Origin of the sequence: Actinacidiphila yeochonensis CN732 (assembly GCF_000745345.1) — a bacterium.
GTDB lineage: Bacteria > Actinomycetota > Actinomycetes > Streptomycetales > Streptomycetaceae > Actinacidiphila > Actinacidiphila yeochonensis.
Genome location: NZ_JQNR01000004.1, coordinates 911,766 through 929,652, shown reverse-complemented (window position 1 = coordinate 929,652; position 17,887 = coordinate 911,766). Strand labels below are relative to the sequence as shown.

The window sequence follows — 17,887 nt, the reverse complement described above, 5'->3', positions numbered from 1 at the left end:
AGTTCGGGCCACGCCGCGGGGGTACCCGCGCGACGCTGTGGCGCCGCCGGCCCCGGCGCACCGCCCGCGCGCGACCGCGAGGGGCGGGCCCGCTCCACAGGCCGCCCGTGGAGAAGGTCAGGCACCGCCGTAGTGAGTTCCCGCCCCACATCGCTGAGGAGCCTGATCCCGGCCGTCTTCCTGCCGGTGCTGGTCTTCGAGACGGGGATGGGGGCGCTGGCCCCGGTGCTGGCGCTGTCCGCGCGGGCGCTGGGCGCGGGGGTGGGCACCGCCGGACTGGTCCTGGCGCTGCTCGGGGTCGGGCAGATCCTCGGCGACGTGCCGGCCGGGGCCCTCGCCGCACGGTTCGGCGACCGGCGGGCGATGCTGGTCGCCTCCGGTGTGACCGCGGTGACGCTGAGCGCCTGCGCCCTCTCCCGCAGCGTGTGGATGCTGGCCCTCGCGGTGATCGTCACCGGCGCCTCCAACGCCGTCTTCTCGCTCGCCCGGCAGGCGTACCTGACGGAGGCCGTACCGCCGGGGCTGCGCGCCCGGGCGCTGTCCACGCTGGGCGGGATGACCCGGGTGGGCACGTTCGTCGGGCCGTTCCTGGGCGCCGCGGTGCTGGCCGGGCGGCCGGTGCACGACGTCTACTGGCTGGCGCTGGGCTGTACGGCCCTGACGGTGGTGGTGCTGCTCACCGGGCGGGACGTGGGCGACCCGGCGCCGCCGCCCGGCCGGCAGGCGGCCTCGGTCAGGTCGGTGCTGCGCTCGCACCACCACGTCTTCCTCACCCTCGGCATGGCGGTGCTGCTGGTCGGCTCGGTCCGGGCCACCCGCCAGACGGTGCTGCCGCTGTGGGCCGAGCACCTGGGGCAGTCCCCCTCCTCGACCAGCCTCGTCTTCGGCGTCGCCGGACTGATCGACACGCTGACGTTCTACCCGTCGGGCCAGATCATGGACCGCTTCGGCCGGCTGTGGATCGCCGTCCCGTCGATGCTGGTGCTGGGCGCCGGCCAGGCGGTGCTGCCGCTGACCCACGGGCTGGCGTCACTGACGGTGGTGGCGATGATGATGGGCTTCGGCAACGGGATCGGCAGCGGCATCCTCATGACCCTCGGCGCCGACGTGGCCCCGCCCGCCACCCGCTCACAGTTCCTCGGGGTGTGGCGGCTGTGCGCGGACTCCGGCAGCGCGGGCGGCCCGCTCGTGGTGTCGGCGGCGGCCTCCCTCGGCAGCCTGGCGGCCGGGATCAGCGTGATGGGCGCGGTGGGGATCGCGGCCGCGGCCGCGCTGCTGCGGTGGGTGCCGCGCTACTCCGAGTTCGCCACGAAGGGCACCCGTCGGGCCAGCCTGCGGGTGGCCGGCGGCACCGCCCCGGAGCCCGGCCGCGCCCCGAAGCCGCCCGCGACCCGGCCCCCGACGCGGCCCACCTCCGCGCGGAGCCCGCGCCGGGCAGCCCCGTACCGCCGGACCGGCCGACCCCGTAGGCACCCGGCCGGTCGCCGGACGTCGCGGAAGCGCGCTCGGACGGGAAGGGCCGTACCGGCGGGGCGCGCCTCGACCACGCGCTCGGACGGGAACGAGCCGCGCGGCACGGACACGGCGCCTGGCTGCCGAGCTGGTCCGGACAGCCCAGGCCGCCCTTCAGGGCATATTCGCCGCACCCCCGCAAAACCGACGATACGTCAATTTGACAATCCACTCTGGTCCCGCGCCAGTTCTGCAAATATCCTTCACGCGCCAGTGGCGGCTGGAAAGAAGCTGCCACATGTCACCCGGAGCATGAATGGCCATCCACGAGCACGAGGTCGACCGCCGCACGCTCTTCAAGGTCGGCCTGGGCGGGGCGGTAGCCGCCGTCGTCGGCACCGAACTGGCGCTGGCCGGGCCGGCCTCCGCCGCGCCGTCGCCGGAGTTCCCCTGGATCATCGACTGCGACACCTGGGGCGCCCGCCCGCCGTCCAGCCCGATCCAGATCACCGGCAACACGACCAACAAGATCATCCTGCACCACATGGCGTTCCCGAACGTCACGGACTACTCGCGCGACCACGCCCTCCAACTGGCTCGGGACTGCCAGAACCTGCACATGGACACCGACGGGTGGGCGGACACCGGCCAGCACTTCACCGTCAGCCGCGGCGGCTACGTGCTGGAGGGCCGACACCAGAGCCTGGACACCCTGGTGGCCGGCGAACACCAGGTGATCGCGGCCCACTGCCCCGGCGAGAACGGCAACGCGATCGGCATCGAGAACGAGGGCACGTACATAACGGAGACCCCGCCACAGGCGCTGCTGGACTCCCTGGTGGAGCTGTGCACGACGGTGTGCACGCAGTTCGGCCTGCACGCGTGGGACATCTTCGGCCACTGGGACTTCCGCGTCACCGACTGCCCCGGCATCGCCTTCTACGCCCTCTTCCCGCAGATCCGCACACGGGTGCTGAAGGCCCTGGGCGAGAGCGCCGCGGACGCCCCGGAGCGGCGCTGGCCGGACATCTGGCGGTTCGTGGACAGCCCGGTGGTGCAGGTGGCGCAGTACCTGCTCGACGCCGCCGGCTACGACCTGGCGGCGGACGGCGTCTTCGGCACCGACATGAACGCGGCCGTGGCCGACTTCCAGACCACCCACGGCATCCCGGTCACCGCGGACTGCACCTTCGACACCGCCACCTGGGAGGCCCTGGCGCCGGTGCTGGACAAGCACGCCGCCGGCCAGCCGGTCAGCGCCGTGCAGTTCATGCTCTCCCGCAAGGGGTACGGCGACGTGGCGGTCACCGGCGAGTTCGACCACGCCACGATGAAGGCCGTGCAGGACATGCAGCGGCTGCACGGGCTGACACCCGACGGCAAGGTCGACCTCAGCACGTGGTGCGCCGTGGTGGGCGGCACCGTCCGCGAGGCCCTGAAGGGCTGACACCCGGCCGGGACCGGAGCCGGGGGCGGCGGGTCATGGGGGCCCGCCGCCCCGGGCCGCCCGCACCGGATCACCCATGCCCCGGATCACGGTGCGCAGCATGACCTCCGCCCCGCGTCACCTCTGGTCCGGAGCGCCGCCTCCCCGCGCGGCCGGCCGCCGTCCACCAGGGCGGAGCCGACGCACCGCCCGGTCCCGGCGAGGGGCCGCTCGTCCTGGCCTACCACGGCGAGGGCGCCCTGGTAGGCGACGGGCGCCCTGGTAGGCGATGGACGCCCGCCCCAGCCAGCCGACGCCGAGGAGCTCCAGGTCGTTGGCGTGAGCGTCGAGGAGAAGCACATCGGGCCGGGAGAAGGTGGGGGAACGCCGAGCCGGCCACCCGCCCCGCACCTTCGTCAGGCACCCGCCGGCGGCCTCGGGGCTCCGGCACGCATCCGGGGATGTCGTCCCCGCCCGCCATCACGGCTCCCGGACCGGTCATCACCTGCCCGCCCACTGCGGCAGCGGCCCCACCGGTCGCCGAGGAACCGACGCGGTCGGGCCGGGGCGCCGGGCGGGCGGGGCCGCCGGCCGGCCGGCTCGGGCTACTCGCAGGGGTAGATGTCGCCCGCCGCCATCATGCTCTCCTGCTCACTGTCCATTTCCAGCTTCTCCACCTCGCCCTGGAGACGGCGGCGCTCCTCCGCGCTGCCCGCCTGCTCGGCGTCGGCCTCCAGCTCGCGTGCGCGGGCCCGCATCCGCTCCAGGCGGTCGTGCATGCCGTCCGCGTTTCCCCGGCCCATGTCGTCCATGATCAAGCCCCACTCGGGTGCGCTCAGCCGTCCCCCTTCCAGCGAAGCAGAGCCCTCGGCCCGCTGCCACCCGGACCCCACCTGGCCGCTCCGGTCTCACCGGTCGCCTGGGCCGCCTCAACGAGTCGGGCGGGCTGATACGTCGGTGGCGTCCCGCCCTTCGCGCGGCGGACGGCACGGACCTTTTCAATAGCCTCACACGTCGCCCGCAACCTCTCCTGGAACGGGTGTTAGCTTGAGCCTGCTGCCCCAGGAGATCGTGGACATGCCACCGGCCATCCGCGGCCGCTCCCTCCCCCGCCGCCAACGGAAAGACCGCGCATGGACTACTGCCACACGTGCCGACGCACCCTCAACGGCGCTCTGGTGTGCCCGGGTTGCGGCGCGTGCGCACCGGAGTCCGCCGCGTGGGCGGTATCCCCCCGGACGCGGTCGACCCTCCTCCCCACGGGAGACGGCCGACCGGTCCGGGAGGCCGCCGGGTCCGACCTGCCCGGACCCGGCGGCCTCCCGGGCATCCCCTGGCCAGGCGGCCCCGAGCCGGTCCCCGGCGCGGACCTCGGCCACGGCGCCTTCCCCGCGTACGGCCGGCCCGGCGACGCGGCCGCGGCGAGTGAGCCGCGAGAGGACGGCGACGAGGCGTCCACTCTGGGCCCCGCGGCGATCGCGCCCACGCTGCACCGGGGCCGGGCAGCGCGCCGCCGCCAGCAGGCTCGCTGGCGCAAGAGCCGGCGCCGCGCGGGTGTCGCCACGGCCGTCGCGCTCTTCGGCGGCGGTGTGGCCGTGGCGTCCTGGCAGGGCCACGGCTCGGGGCGCGGCACGAGCGCCTCCTCTTACGACACGGTCACCCCCGTCACACTGCACGAAGGCGGTGACGACGACGGTTCCGGCGGCTCGGCCGCGGCGGGCGACGGCACCGCGCGCTCCGCGCCGGACTCGCGCACCACCCGCCCCGCCCGGCGGCCTCGCCCGCCGCCGGCGCCACCCGGGCCGGCACCGACGGCGGTGTCACGTCGCGGCTGGCTGCCGCTCCCCAGCCCACCGGGACGGCCTCGCCCAGCGGAGGCGCCGGGACGGCGCGGCGGACCTCCGGCGCGGCCGCCGTGGCGGCCACCGGCACGGGCACGGGCTCCACCGCCGGAGCCAGCTCGGGGAGCGCTTCGGGAACCGGCGCGGGAACAGCTTCGGGAACCGGCGCGCAGACCGCGCCGGCCGGCTCCACCTCGTCCGTCGCCGGGTCCGCCGGGAGCGGTTCGACGTCCGCCAGCCCCGCCCCGTCGGCCACGGCCACCTCGGCCCCGACGGCCACCGCCTCGCCGAGCACCCCGCCCTCCCAGCAGGGCCTGTGCGTTCTCATCCTCTGCCTGCGCTGACCCGCCGCTCCCCACAAGCTCCTCCCCGCACCCTCCGCCGACTTCCCCGCCCCGGAGGCCGCGCGGAGGACCACGGACCGGGCGGGGGCCTCCCTCCACCCGAGGGCCCCACAGGCTCCCGCCCGCCCCAGCCCGTCACCGGCCGCCCCGGCCCGCCACCCGCCGCCCCGCGTGCCGCCGAACGGTCCTCGTGACGAGTTGTCCACAGGCTCCGAGCTCCCGGTCCGCGCGGGTGTGACATGCACTACTTTTGACGTGTACGGCATTTCGCCGTACAGGCGGTATTTCGGGTGATTGGGGGCCGTCATGGTTGCTGTCGTCGTGACGGTGGTGTGCGTACTCCTGGCGTTGGCCCTCATCGGCGTGGCGTCGTCGGCACGCGTGGTGAAGCAGTACGAGCGCGGTGTGGTGCTGCGCCTCGGACGCCTGCGCAAGGTGGTCCGAGATCCGGGGTTCGTGATGCTGGTTCCCCTGCTCGACCGGCTGCGCAAGGTCAACATGCAGATCGTCACGATGCCGATACCCGCGCAGGAGGGCATCACCCGGGACAACGTGACGGTCCGGGTGGACGCGGTCGTCTACTTCAAGGTGGTCGATCCGGCCAGCGCGGTGATCGACGTCGCCGACTACCAGTTCGCCGTCTCGCAGATGGCCCAGACCTCGCTGCGTTCCATCATCGGCAAGAGCGAGCTGGACGACCTGCTCTCCAACCGGGAGAAGCTCAACCAGGGGCTGGAGCTGATGATCGACAGCCCGGCCGTCGGCTGGGGCGTGCAGGTGGACCGCGTCGAGATCAAGGACGTGTCGCTGCCGGAGACGATGAAGCGCTCGATGGCGCGGCAGGCGGAGGCCGACCGTGAGCGCCGGGCCCGGGTGATCAACGCCGACGCCGAGTTCCAGGCGTCCCAGAAGCTGGCCGAGGCCGCGCACGAGATGGCGCGTGAGCCGGCCGCGCTCCAGCTGAGGCTGCTGCAGACGGTGGTGGCCGTGGCCGCGGAGAAGAACTCCACCCTGGTCCTGCCCTTCCCGGTCGAGCTGCTGCGCTTCCTGGAACGGGCCCAGCAGCCCGGCAACGACAGGCCGACCGCCCCGGCGGACGGCCACGCGCCGACCCCTTCCGGCCATACGGAGGGCTCCGCTCCAGGAGCCGCGCGCGCCCCGGACGAGGCTTCCGGCAGCACCGGCGCCACGCCGTACCAGGAGCCGCTGCCGGAGGTAGCGGCCGGGCCCACCGCGTCCGGGACCGGGTCGGGGCCCGGCGGCCTCGAACCCGCCGAGCTCGACGCCCGTTCGCTGCTGGACTCGCTCGGCCCGTCGCCTGCGGTGGTCGTACCCGACTCCGCGCCCCGGAACGGACCGGGTCCGGGTTCGGTCCGGGCTCCGGACCGCCCCGCGGCGAAGGTGCGGCGGGACGAAAAGGCGCGGCAGGGGACGAAGGCGTCGAAGGACGACCGGCGCGACGACCGGCGCAGCGACGACGCCGACCGTGCGTCCGGCCGGTCCGGGGGCGCGACTGCCGCCCGCTGGCCCAGCTCCGCCGGCAGCGGGGGGAGGCACTGAACCGATCCGCCTCGGTCCCGCCGGAGCCGCTTCGCCCTCGGGTTCCGGCGGGGCCCTTTGTCGGCCGCCGAACGGCGGGTCGGCATGCGGCCGTCCGGCCGCCCCGGTCGGAGGGCTCCCTGAAGCCCCGGCCGGGGCGGCCGCACGGACGGGGACGAACTGCCCGTCCAGGCACCCGAGAGGCCCGGACGGACCGCCCGCCGGTGCCGTGCCGCGACCCGTCCGGCATGCGGCGGGTGCGCGGTGAGCCCGGCCGGGCCCGCTGTGCGCAGCCTGCAGCGGTACCAACCCGGGGCGGCGCCCGGCCAGGGCTCCGCCACGCGCACCCGGTCCTTCGTGGGACGGCCGCCGTCCGCCTGACCGGAGACGGACGCCCCACGAAGTGCCGAGGGTCTTGACACGACAAGCCTGAAACTACAGCCTTTGGCAACGTTGTCAAGCCGTCGCGCGCCAACCCGTCCGGCTGGCGGGCCACCTTCTCGGGAACGGACTCCGCGCACATGCACCACCATTCCTCGCAGCCGTCGCGCCGTACGGTCGTCACCACCGGATCGACGCTGCTGGCCGGGCTGGGCCTCGGCGCCCTGCTGCCCTCGACCGCCGAGGCCGCCCCGGCGCCGGCCGGCGGGCGGGCGGCCGCGCCCGCCGCCGGGCCGGCTGCCCGACCCCCGGCGGGCCCGGCCGAACTCGCCGCCCACCGGCCGGTCGCCGTGTCCTCCACCGACTACGCGCCCACGCCGGGCGCCTTCGCCGTGGACGGCCTCACCTCAAGCGGGGTGGCCGGGAGCGGCTGGCGGGCCCAGGCGGGCGACCCGCAGTGGATCGAGGTGGACCTGCAGGCCGCCTGCGAGGTCGACGCGGTGCGCCTGACCTTCGAGGCCACCGCCGAGGACCCGGTGTTCACCCCGGCCACCGGCGGGAACCCGCGGGAGAACACCACCGGCCAGGAGATCCTTTCCAGCTGCGCGGTCGACTTCACCGTCGAGACCTCCACCGACCGCGAGGCGTGGACCACGGTGTACCGCACCACCGCCGGCACCGGCGGCGTCGTGGACATCGCCCCCGCCCACCCGGTGACCGCCCGCTGGGTGCGGCTCACCGTACGCGAGCGGTCCAACGCCAACCCGCTGGGGCTGAACGGCTTCGAGGTCTACGGCACCGCCCCCGCGCACCGCCCCGCGGCCACCGGCTGGACGGACTGGAGCACCCGCGGCGTGCGGGCGCCGGCCCTGGAGGTCGTCGCGGACGGCACCGTGCCGCTGGAGTCGGGGTGGACACTCACCCTCGACGACCGGGCCGGCGGCGACGGCGCCGCGCTGTCGGCGCCGGGCGTGGACACCTCCGCGTGGCTGCCGGCGACCGTGCCCGGCACGGTGCTGGGGGCGCTGGTGGAGCAGGGCCGGCTGCCCGACCCGGTCGCCGGGTTCAACAACCTGCGGGTGCCCGAGGCACTGTCCCGCCACGCGTGGTGGTACCGGCGGGAGTTCGAGCTGCCAGCGGGGCTGGACACCGGCCCCGGACGACACGTGTGGCTGGAGTTCGACGGCGTCAACCACCAGGCCGACATCCACCTCAACGGCGCCGCCGCCGGGTCGATGACCTACCCGTTCGCCCGGGCGGCGCTGGACGTGACGGCGCTGCTGGCCGCGAAGGGCCCGCAGGCGCTGGCGGTGCGGATATCCCCGATGCCCTACCCTGGGTCGCCGGGCGACAAGGGCCCCGAGGGGCTGTCCTTCGTGGACGCCGGCGCCAACACGATGAACCGCAACTCCCCCACCTACCTGGCCTCTTCGGGGTGGGACTGGATGCCCGCGGTGCGCGACCGCGCGGCCGGGCTGTGGAACCACGTACGGCTGCGCTCGACCGGCCACGCGGTCATCGGCGACCCCCGGGTGGACACCGTGCTGCCCGACCTGCCCGACACCCGCACCGCCGAGCTCACCCTCACCGTCCCGGTGCGCAACGCCGACACCGCCGAGCACCAGGTGGCGGTCACCGCGTCCTTCGCCGGGGTGCGGGTCACGCAGCAGGTGACGGTGCCGGCCGGCGGCTCGGTCGACGCGGTGTTCAGCCCGTCCGCGTACGGGCAGCTGCGGCTGCGCGACCCGCGGCTGTGGTGGCCCAACGGCTACGGCAGCCCCGAGCTGTACGACCTGGAGCTCCAGGCGTCCGTCGGCGGGCGGGCCAGCGACCGGCGCTCCACCCGCTTCGGCATACGGCAGTTCGACTACGCCTTCGACACGCCGCTGCCCTTCACCTCGGGCGGCGACGCCTACACCCAGAGCGTGGACCTCGGCCCGCGCACCGCCCGCTACGTGCGGGTGCGCTGCCTGACCCGGGCCACCGGCTGGGGCAGCTCGCTCTGGACCCTCGCGGTGGTCGACAGCTCGGCGCCCGGCACCGACCTGGCGCTGCACGCCGCCGCCACGGCCTCCTCCGTGGACGAGGACGACCACCAGCCGGGCAACGCCACCGACGGCGACCCCGCCACCCGCTGGTCCTCGGCGTACACCGACGACGAGTGGATCGAGGTGGACCTCGGCTCGTCCGTCTCCTTCGACCGGGTGGACCTCACCTGGGAGCAGGCGTACGCGCGCACCTACACCGTCCAGGTCTCCGCTGACGGATCGTCATGGACCGATGCGGCGTCAGTGGACAACTCGGCCGTGCCGCTGCCGTTCAACTCCGGTGACGCGAGCCTGCGGACGGAGGACTTCCCGGCGGTGACGGCCCGCTACGTGCGGCTGGCCTGCCACCGGCGCGCCACCAGCTGGGGCAACTCGCTGTGGACCCTGTCGGTCGTGGACAGCGCCCGTCCGGGTACGGACCTGGCCCTGCACGCGGCGACCACCGCGTCCACCGAGGACCCGTCCAACCCGGCCGCCAACGCCACCGACGGCAACGCCTCCACCCGCTGGTCCTCCGCGTACGCGGACGACCAGTGGCTCCAGGTGGACCTGGGCTCGCCCACGGCCTTCGACCGGGTCACCGTGGTGTGGGAGGCCGCGTACCCGAAGACGTACACGATCCAGGTCTCCGACGACGGGTCGTCGTGGACGGACGTGACGACGGTGGACAACACGCCCGAGCCGCTGAAGATCTCCGTCAACGGGGTGCGGGTGTTCTGCCGCGGCGGCAACTGGGGCTGGGACGAGCTGCTGCGCCGGATGCCGGCGACCCGGATGGACACCGCGGTGCGGATGCACCGGGATATGAACTTCACCATGATCCGCAACTGGGTGGGCAGCAGCGACCGCGAGGAGTTCTTCGCCGCCTGCGACGCGTACGGGCTGCTGGTGTGGAACGACTTCCCCAACGCCTGGGCCATGGACCCGCCGGACCACGACGCGTTCAACGACCTGGCGGCCGACACGGTGCTGCGCTACCGCGTCCACCCCTGCGTGGTGGTGTGGTGCGGCGCCAACGAGGGCAACCCGCCGGCCGCGATCGACAACGGCATGCGTGCGGCCGTGCAGCGGCTGGCGCCCGGCGTGCTGTACCAGAACAACTCCGCCGGCGGCATCATCACCGGCGGCGGCCCCTACGGCTGGGTGGAGCCGTCCCGCTACGGCGATCCGTCCACCTACGGCAGCGGCGGCTTCGGCTTCCACACCGAGATCGGCATGCCGGTGGTCTCCACCGCCGCCAGCGTCCGCGACCTGCTGGGCGGCGAGGCCGAGTGGCCGATCGGCGGCGCCTGGTACTACCACGACTGGAGCACCCAGGGGAACCAGGCCCCGCAGAACTACCTGGCCGCCATCGAGGCCCGGCTGGGCACCGCCCGCGACCTGGACGACTTCGCGCGCAAGGCGCAGTTCGTCAACTACGAGAACCACCGGGCGATGTTCGAGGCGTGGAACGCGCACCTGTGGGACGACGCCAGCGGGCTGATGCTGTGGATGTCGCACCCGGCCTGGCACAGCACGGTGTGGCAGACGTACGACTACGACTTCGACGTCAACGGCGCCTACTACGGGGCCCGTTCGGGGTGCGAGCCGCTCCACGTGCAGATCCGTCCGGACACCTGGCAGGTGCTGGCGGCCAACCACACCCCGCTGGCGCTGGCCGGGGCGGCGGTCACCGCCGAGGCGTACGACCTGCGCGGGCGCCTGCTGAGGCCGGCCCAGCGGGCCCGGCTGGACGTTCCGGCCGCCGGTACGGCCGGGGCGTTCACGGCGCCGCCGGGCGGCGGGCTGCCCGCCTTCCACCTGCTGCGGCTGACGCTGGCGGACGCCGCCGGCCGGGTGCGCTCGCGCACCACGTACTGGCGGTACGACCAGCCCGGGGACATGGCCGCCCTGAACGACGCGCCCCGCACCCGCCTGTCGGTCGGCCTGGGCCGCGCCGGCCGGGTGTCCGGCCGGGCCGGGGACCGGTCGACGGCCACGGCCACCGTCCGCAACGAGGGCGGCGCGGTGGCCGCGATGGTGCGGCTGTCGCTGCTCGACGAGCACGGCGGCCGGGTGCTGCCCGCGCTGTACGGCGACAACTACCTGTGGCTGCTGCCGGGCGAGTCCCGCGAGGTGGAGGTGGACTGGCCGGTGTCGGCGCTGCGGCAGGGCTCAGCGGTACTGCACGCGGAGGGCTACAACACCGGAGCGGCCGCGTCCCGCTGAACGGCGCCGGGCCCCGGCTCCCGCTGAACGGCGGCCGGGCCCCGGCGGACGCCGACACGTCCGCCGGGGGCCCGGCAGGGCCGCCAGGCCCGGGCCTGGCGGCCCTGCCGGGCCCGGTGCCGCTCAGGCCGCTCAGGTGCCGCTCAGGCGCGGTGGTACTGGATCGGGGCGGGCACCTCGCCGCCCAGCTCCTCGGCGGCACGGCGGGCCCAGTACGGCTCGCGCAGCAGGGCGCGGCCCACCAGGACGGCGTCGGCGCGGCCCTCGGCCAGGATCCGCGCGGCCTGCTCGGGGTCCGTGATCAGGCCGACGGCGGCCACGGGCAGGCCGGCCTCGGAGCGGACCCGCTCGGCGAAGGGCACCTGGTAGCCGGGAACGGCCTCGATGCGGGCGTCCGGCACGTTGCCGCCGGTGGAGACGTCCAGCAGGTCGACGCCCCGGGCCGCGAGCTCCTTGGCCAGCCGGACGGTGTCGTCGGCGGTCCAGCCCTCGCGCGGGTCGTCGCTGTCGCCGGCCAGCCAGTCGGTGGCGGAGACCCGGAAGAAGAGCGGCAGCTCCTCGGGCCACACCGCGCGCACCGCCTCGACGACCTCCAGGGCGAACCGGGTCCGCCCCTCGAAGGAGCCGCCGTACTCGTCGGTGCGGTGGTTGCTGTACGGGGAGAGGAACTGGTGGATCAGGTAGCCGTGGGCGCCGTGCACCTCCACGACCTCGAAGCCGGCCTCGTGGGCCCGCACGGCCGCGGCCGCGAACTGCTCGACGATCTCCCGGATGCCCTCCACCGTCAGCTCGGAGGGGGTCGTGTGCGCGGGCGAGAACGGCTCGGCGCTCGGGCCGGCCGGGGTCCAGCCGTAGGGGGCTCCGGGCGCGATGGGGGCGCCGCGGTCCGCCCACGTACGCTCCGTGGAGGCCTTCCGGCCGGCGTGGGCGAGCTGGATGCCCGGGACGGTGCCCTGGGACTTCAGGAAGGCGGTGACGCGGCGGAACGCCTCGGTCTGCGCGTCGTTCCAGATGCCGAGGTCGTAGGGACTGATCCGGCCCTCGGGGCTGACCGCGGTGGCCTCGGTGAGGATCAGCCCGGTGCCGCCCGCCGCGCGCGCCGCGAGGTGCGTGAAATGCCAGTCACCCGGCACGCCGACCGCCTCGCCCTCCGGCGCCGCGCTGTACTGGCACATCGAGGGCATCCAGATGCGGTTGGGCGCGGTCACCGACCGCAGGCGGTACGGCTCGAACAGACTGGTCATCTCGGTGTTCTCCTCCGGTGGGTCGGTGGCGCGGCGGACCGGTCCGGCGCCGCCGCGCACGCTCCAGCGCTCAGAGAACAGATTAGTTGCAGGCGCGGGCTAAAATCGCCCGCCGGGCGGTCGGCCTTCTCACCCCGGACCCGGGAATAGCCCGCGGGCTCGCGCACACCGCCAGGTCGGAGGCGCTTGCGCGCGGTACGGCCGCACCGCGGAGGACCCGCCGGTGACAGGGCGCGGAAGACCTGGCGGCGGCGCGCCCGCGGGATCGTCACCGGCGCGGCGCGGCAGAGGGACGAGGTCCGACGGGCACACCGCCAGCAGGGCGGCTGCCCCGCGGCCCCGCCGCCTCACCCGTTCCGGCCGGTGCCGCCGGCCGTCCGGGTCCTTTCCGGGTCCTTTCCGCGTCCTTTCCGCGGACCGCGCATGACGGCGCGGCGACCGGGCAGCCGCACTGTCAGGAGGGGCGGGAGCCGGAGGTACGGCCTCCCCGCCCGCAATCGAACCGCAGCAGGGAGCCACACGCCATGAGCGACAAGGGCAGGAACACCGCCAAGGCCGACCAGGCCAAGGGCAAGCTCAAGGAGACGGTCGGGCGCGCGGTCGGCAACGAGCGGATGGAGGCCGAGGGCCGCGGCGACCAGGTGAAGGGTGATCTGCGCCAGGCCGGTGAGAAGGCCAAGGACGCCGCCAAGCACATCCGCAAGGACTGATCGCACAGGACCGGTCGAATCCGACAGGACGATCGAACGGCACTGACCGAACGGGACCGTTCGCACGGGACCGATCGCCCGGGCCCGGCTCCGCGAGGCCGGCTCGGACCGAGACCACGCGGGATGCTCGCCCCCCTTCCGAGCGTCCCCGTCCCCCGCCGGCGCCCCCGGTGGGCGGGTACCCCTTCCCCTTCCGGGTGTCCGTCCACCGGGGGCGCCGCACCTCCCTGCCGGCGGCCGGACCACAGGCGGCCGGGCCGGGGCGGTGTCAGTGGCGGATGGCAGGCTGGGCCGTATGGACGGACGGTGGATGGTGCGGCGGGTGTACGGGGCCGACCACGAGGACCCGGACCCCGGCCCGAAGGCGGGGCGCGAGTACGTGGACCTGGTGGGTGGTCCGCTGGACGGGCTGCTGCTGGATGTCACGGCGTACTCGGCGGTGGAACGGGCGGCCGGCGCCGGCCTGGTCACGGAGATCGGCGCGTTCGGCGCGGGCGGCCGCAGCTGGTACCGCCCCCGGCCGGCCGACCCGCGCTTCTGGGAGTGGGAGGCGGACTCCCGCTGAGTCCGCTCGCGGCTCTCCGGGGTACGTTCCGGCGGTTCCGACGGCGGACCGCACCCCGGAGCACGTTCCGGCGGTTCCGACGGCGGAACCCGGCAGCCGCGCCGCCCGGCTGAGGCACCGTCACCCCTCAGCGTCGTCATCGCACGGACGTACGGCGCGGCGTCGGGCCCCGCAGGGGCACGCAGCTCACGGCGCAGCGTCCTGGCCTGCCCACCGCTGTCCTGGCCCGCCTGCCGCCGACCGGACCCGCCCGGGCCGCCGGACGGCTCTCCGTCCGGCGGCCCGGGGCCGTACCGGCGGAGCTACAGGGTGCGCTCCAGCCGGTCGGCGACCAGGCGGACGAACCGGGCCGGGTCGGCGAGGTCGCCGCCCTCCGCCAGCAGGGCCATGCCGTGCAGGAGTTCGGCCGACTCCGCGAGGCCCGGGTCGTCCGGCCGCTCGGCGTGGGCCGCCCGCAGACCGGTCACCAGGGCGTGGTCCGGGTTGAGTTCGAGGATGCGCTTGACCGGCGGCAGCTCCTGCCCCATGGCACGGTAGAGGTTCTCCAGCGCCGGGGAGGCGTCCTGCGCGTCGGTGACGACGCAGGCCGGGGAGACGGTCAGCCGGGAGGAGAGCCGCACCTCCTTGACCTGCTCGGCCAGCTGCCCGCCCAGCCACTCCAGCAGACCGGAGAACTCCTCCTGCCGCTTGCCGCGTTCGGCCTCGGCCTCCTCGCCGCCGGCCTCGTCGTCCAGCTCGACCTCGCCCTTGGCGATCGACCGCAGCTCCTTGCCGTCGAAGACCGGAACGGCGTCCACCCACACCTCGTCCACCTGGTCGGTGAGCAGCAGCACCTCCACCCCGCGGGCCCGGAACGCCTCCATGTGCGGGGAGTTCTCCAGCGCCTGCCGCGACTCGCCGGTGGCGTAGTAGACGTACTTCTGGCCCTCCTTCATCCGCTCCACGTACTGGGCGAGCGTGGTGGGCGCGTCCTTGTCGTGGGTGGTGGCGAAGGAGCACAGCGCGAGGATCGCGTCGCGGTTCTCCAGGTCCCCGATCAGGCCCTCCTTGAGCACCCGGCCGAACTCCCGCCAGAAGGCGGCGTACCGCTCGGGGTCCTTGGCCATCAGGTCCTTGATGGTGGAGAGCACCTTCTTGGCCAGCCGCCGGTGCATGAGCTGGATCTGCCGGTCCTGCTGGAGGATCTCGCGGGAGACGTTCAGCGACAGGTCGGCGGCGTCCACCACGCCCTTGACGAAGCGCAGGTAGGGCGGCATCAGCGCCTCGCAGTCGTCCATGACGAACACGCGCTTGACGTAGAGCTGGACGCCGCGCCGGGCGTCCTGGTGGAAGAGGTCGTGCGGCGCGTGCGCGGGCAGGAAGAGCAGCGCCTGGTACTCGAAGGTGCCCTCGGCCTGGAGGCGGATGGTCTCCAGCGGGTCCTGCCAGTCGTGGCTGATGTGCTTGTACAGCTCGTGGTACTCGGCGTCGGAGACCTCGTCGCGGGAGCGGGCCCACAGGGCCTTCATCGAGTTGAGCGTCTCCGGCTCGCGGGCCCCGGCGGTCTCCGCGCCCTCGGCGGCGCTCTCGGCGTCCTCGGAGGAGGCGGCGCCGTCGGCGGGGGCCGGCTCGGGCGCGGCCATCCGGATCGGCCAGGTGATGAAGTCCGAGTACCTCTTGACGATCTCGCGGATCTTCCACGGCGAGGTGTAGTCGTGCAGCTTGTCCTCGGTGTCGACGGGCTTCAGCCGCAGTGTGACGGCGGTGCCCTGCGGCGCCTCCTCGACCGTCTCCACGGAGTAGGTGGCCTCGCCGGTGGACGTCCAGCGGGTGCCGTGCGGCTCGCCGGCCCGCCGGGTCAGCAGCGTCACCTCGTCGGCGACCATGAAGCTGGAGTAGAAGCCGACGCCGAACTGGCCGATCAGTCCCTCGGGCGAGCCGGAGCCGCCGTCCCCGTCCGTCTCCTTGGCCCGGTGCAGGTCCTGGAGGAACTGCGCCGTACCGGAGTTGGCGATGGTGCCGATGAGCTGGACGACATCGTCGTGGGACATGCCGACGCCGTTGTCCCGCACGGTCAGCGTGCGGGCGACCGGGTCGGCCTCGATCTCGATGTGCAGGTCGGACGCGTCGACGTCCGGCACCTCCTCGCGCAGTACCTGGAGGCGGAGCTTGTCCAGGGCGTCGGAGGCGTTGGAGACGAGTTCGCGCAGGAAAACGTCCTTGTTCGAGTAGATCGAGTGGATCATCATCTGGAGGAGCTGGCGCGCCTCCACCTGGAACTCGAACGTCTCAGTGGGCATGGGGATCGATCCTCGTTGCTTCTCGGGTCACCTGGGCGACAGGAGCTGACCCAGGCAATCTAACGCCGCGCGCCGACCGGACCGCAGGGGGTCCGGCCGGGCCGTTCGCACGGGGCGCCGCCCGGGACGGCGGCCACGGCGCGCACCGCCCCCGCCGAGTCTCGGCTCCTGCCCGAAAAGTGCCTGGTGGGCGGCCTGTTGCGGCGTGCCCCCGGGGCGCCGCGCGACCTCTCCCAGAGACGGCCGGCGCGTCGTCCGCGGAGCGGGGTACCACCGGAAACACCGGCTACCCCTGCCAGAAATACGGAATTCACCCGGTATCTGGTTTCAGGTGGTCCCATCGCGGCTAACCCGCTGGTCAAGGGGGTCCGTTCACATTCCCGTCAGCGCGGGACGTCCCGATGGGTGCGCGTTATGAGCGAAGTGCGTGTGCTGTCGATCTACGAGGGTTTCTTTTCCGGTGGAGCCCGCATCCTGCACAGTGATGTGGTGCTCGGCCTGCACGGCGGCGCGCAGCGGCACTCGGTGCTGAGCGTCGAGGGCGAGATGAACCGGGAGGCGACCCGGCAGCCGATGGAGGAGGACGCCTGTTACCGCTCGCTGACCGCCGCGGGGGTGCCGGTGACGGCGCTCCGCCGCGGCTCGGACGCGGCGGGCCCGGCGGCCGGCATGACGGCGTTCACCGCCGCCGAGCTCGCGGCGACCGCGCGGGCGACGGCGGCGGCCGACGTGGTGCTCTCCCTCAAGGAGCAGCCGCTGGCCCTGCTCAACCAGGCGGGGCTGCCGCTGCGCCCGGTCGTGGTGTGCCTGCACCGGTCCGATCCGGAGAACCAGGGTCCGGCCCTGGACGCGCTGCTCGCGGGTGTGGCGGCGGGCCGGGTGCAGGCGTGCGTGTGCTGCGCGGAGTCCACCCGCCGCGCCTACGCGGCCGCGGGCGTCCCCGCCGAGATCCTGCACGTCATCCCGAACGGCGTGGACCTGCTGCGCTTCCGCCCCGATCCGGTGCGCCGCGCCCAGGTGCGGGCCGCGCTGGGCATCCCGGCGCAGGCGCCGTTGGTGACGTTCGCGGCGCGCTGGGCGGCGATGAAGAACGTGCCGCTCTTCCTCGCCTCGGCCCGCGCGTACCTGCGGCGGTCGCCGGACGCGCGCGTCCTGATGTGCGGCGCGGGCATGACCGCCGCCAACCCGGGGCTGCGGGCGGAGATCGCGGCGGCGCTCGGCGACGAGCCGTGGCTGGCCGAACGGATGCTGACGCTGGGTGTCCGGGCCGACATGGAGGCGCTGTACGCCGCCTCCGACGTGGTGTCGCTGACCTCGTCGTCGGGTGAGGCCGCGCCGCTGTGCCTGATCGAGGGCATGATGTGCGGCGCCGTACCGGTGGCCACCGATGTCGGCGACTGCGCGGACCTGGTGGCCGGACGGGGGCTGCTGACCCCGCCCGACCGCGAGGCGATCGCCGCCGCCTGGACCGAGGCGGTGGAGCGGGCACCGCTGTTCGCGCCGGCGCTGGAGGCATGCCGGGAGCAGTTCAGCCGCACCCGGATGGTCGCCGCCTACGGCGCCCTGATCGACCAGGTGCACCAGGGGGCGCCGCTGTCGGCGCAGCCCGAGCCGCTGTAGCCGTCCCGTGGACCCGTTCGCCCGCGCGGGCCGGACCCGCGCGGGCGAACGGGTCCGCTTCGGTGCACCGCGAGCGGCCGGCGACAAAAGACGACCAGTCGTTGATCGGTCCGCCTCGTCGCCCCGCGGCCGAGTTGAGACACCGCCTGAATTCACGCGCGCATTCCGCAGCCGGGCCGATTACGGCTGCCGAGATCGCATTCCGCTCGGCGCCGTCGCCGTGCGGCGCC

Annotated in this window: 9 protein-coding genes and 2 pseudogenes; 8 read left to right on the top strand and 3 right to left on the bottom strand. The window is 74.5% G+C overall.

Going from position 1 to position 17,887, the window contains the following annotated elements:
- Window positions 1–207: 207 nt before the first annotated feature.
- A pseudogene (locus tag BS72_RS39830) lies at window positions 208–1,266 on the top strand (MFS transporter); the annotation flags it as partial.
- Window positions 1,267–1,768: 502 nt separating this feature from the next.
- Entirely contained in the window at window positions 1,769–2,899 is a 1,131-nt protein-coding gene (locus tag BS72_RS10530) for a peptidoglycan recognition protein family protein (protein ID WP_037908875.1), read from the top strand.
- Between the two features lie 584 nt (window positions 2,900–3,483).
- On the opposite strand, the gene BS72_RS10525 is transcribed toward BS72_RS10530, so the two are convergent.
- Entirely contained in the window at window positions 3,484–3,681 is a 198-nt protein-coding gene (locus tag BS72_RS10525) for a DUF6381 family protein (protein WP_037909998.1), read from the bottom strand.
- A 330-nt stretch (window positions 3,682–4,011) separates the two neighbouring features.
- Here BS72_RS10525 and BS72_RS40150 point away from each other — a divergent pair, with 330 nt between their 5' ends.
- The 3 genes and pseudogenes from BS72_RS40150 to BS72_RS10510 all read left to right on the top strand — a co-directional run bounded on the left by BS72_RS40150 (window position 4,012) and on the right by BS72_RS10510 (window position 11,239).
- Window positions 4,012–5,301, top strand: coding sequence for an SCO2400 family protein (locus tag BS72_RS40150; RefSeq protein ID WP_456049133.1), 1,290 nt, complete (start codon window positions 4,012–4,014; stop codon window positions 5,299–5,301).
- A 68-nt stretch (window positions 5,302–5,369) separates the two neighbouring features.
- Window positions 5,370–6,314 (top strand): annotated as a pseudogene (locus BS72_RS38060) (slipin family protein); the annotation flags it as partial.
- A gap of 809 nt (window positions 6,315–7,123) precedes the next feature.
- The gene (locus BS72_RS10510; RefSeq protein ID WP_037908870.1) at window positions 7,124–11,239 is read left to right on the top strand and encodes a discoidin domain-containing protein; all 4,116 of its coding nucleotides are present in this window, start codon (window positions 7,124–7,126) and stop codon (window positions 11,237–11,239) included.
- Between the two features lie 143 nt (window positions 11,240–11,382).
- On the opposite strand, the gene BS72_RS10505 is transcribed toward BS72_RS10510, so the two are convergent.
- Window positions 11,383–12,483, bottom strand: coding sequence for an NADH:flavin oxidoreductase/NADH oxidase (locus BS72_RS10505; protein WP_037909993.1), 1,101 nt, complete (start codon window positions 12,481–12,483; stop codon window positions 11,383–11,385).
- 524 nt (window positions 12,484–13,007) lie between these two features.
- On the opposite strand from BS72_RS10505, the gene BS72_RS10500 reads away from it, so the two are divergent.
- Both BS72_RS10500 and BS72_RS10495 read left to right on the top strand, forming a co-directional pair.
- Complete coding sequence (locus BS72_RS10500) at window positions 13,008–13,193, top strand: CsbD family protein (RefSeq protein ID WP_037908868.1); 186 nt, start codon at window positions 13,008–13,010, stop codon at window positions 13,191–13,193.
- Between the two features lie 295 nt (window positions 13,194–13,488).
- The gene (locus BS72_RS10495; protein ID WP_037908866.1) at window positions 13,489–13,758 is read left to right on the top strand and encodes a hypothetical protein; all 270 of its coding nucleotides are present in this window, start codon (window positions 13,489–13,491) and stop codon (window positions 13,756–13,758) included.
- A gap of 302 nt (window positions 13,759–14,060) precedes the next feature.
- On the opposite strand, the gene htpG is transcribed toward BS72_RS10495, so the two are convergent.
- Entirely contained in the window at window positions 14,061–16,037 is a 1,977-nt protein-coding gene (htpG, locus tag BS72_RS10490; RefSeq protein WP_037908863.1) for a molecular chaperone HtpG, read from the bottom strand.
- 414 nt (window positions 16,038–16,451) lie between these two features.
- Between htpG and BS72_RS10485 the strand changes: the two genes are divergently transcribed.
- Complete coding sequence (locus tag BS72_RS10485; RefSeq protein WP_322942188.1) at window positions 16,452–17,657, top strand: glycosyltransferase; 1,206 nt, start codon at window positions 16,452–16,454, stop codon at window positions 17,655–17,657.
- The last annotated feature ends 230 nt before the right edge of the window (window positions 17,658–17,887 follow it).

Excerpts from the sequence above, each read along its gene's own strand:
- BS72_RS10510 (WP_037908870.1), top strand. The coding sequence starts at position 7,124 with ATGCACCACCATTCCTCGCAGCCGTCGCGCCGTACGGTCGTCACCACC.
- BS72_RS10530 (WP_037908875.1), top strand. The coding sequence starts at position 1,769 with ATGGCCATCCACGAGCACGAGGTCGACCGCCGCACGCTCTTCAAGGTC.
- BS72_RS10485 (WP_322942188.1), top strand. The coding sequence starts at position 16,452 with ATGAGCGAAGTGCGTGTGCTGTCGATCTACGAGGGTTTCTTTTCCGGT.
- BS72_RS10505 (WP_037909993.1), bottom strand. The coding sequence starts at position 12,483 with ATGACCAGTCTGTTCGAGCCGTACCGCCTGCGGTCGGTGACCGCGCCC.
- BS72_RS10495 (WP_037908866.1), top strand. The coding sequence starts at position 13,489 with ATGGACGGACGGTGGATGGTGCGGCGGGTGTACGGGGCCGACCACGAG.
- htpG (WP_037908863.1), bottom strand. The coding sequence starts at position 16,037 with ATGCCCACTGAGACGTTCGAGTTCCAGGTGGAGGCGCGCCAGCTCCTC.
- BS72_RS40150 (WP_456049133.1), top strand. The coding sequence starts at position 4,012 with ATGGACTACTGCCACACGTGCCGACGCACCCTCAACGGCGCTCTGGTG.
- BS72_RS10500 (WP_037908868.1), top strand. The coding sequence starts at position 13,008 with ATGAGCGACAAGGGCAGGAACACCGCCAAGGCCGACCAGGCCAAGGGC.
- BS72_RS10525 (WP_037909998.1), bottom strand. The coding sequence starts at position 3,681 with ATGGGCCGGGGAAACGCGGACGGCATGCACGACCGCCTGGAGCGGATG.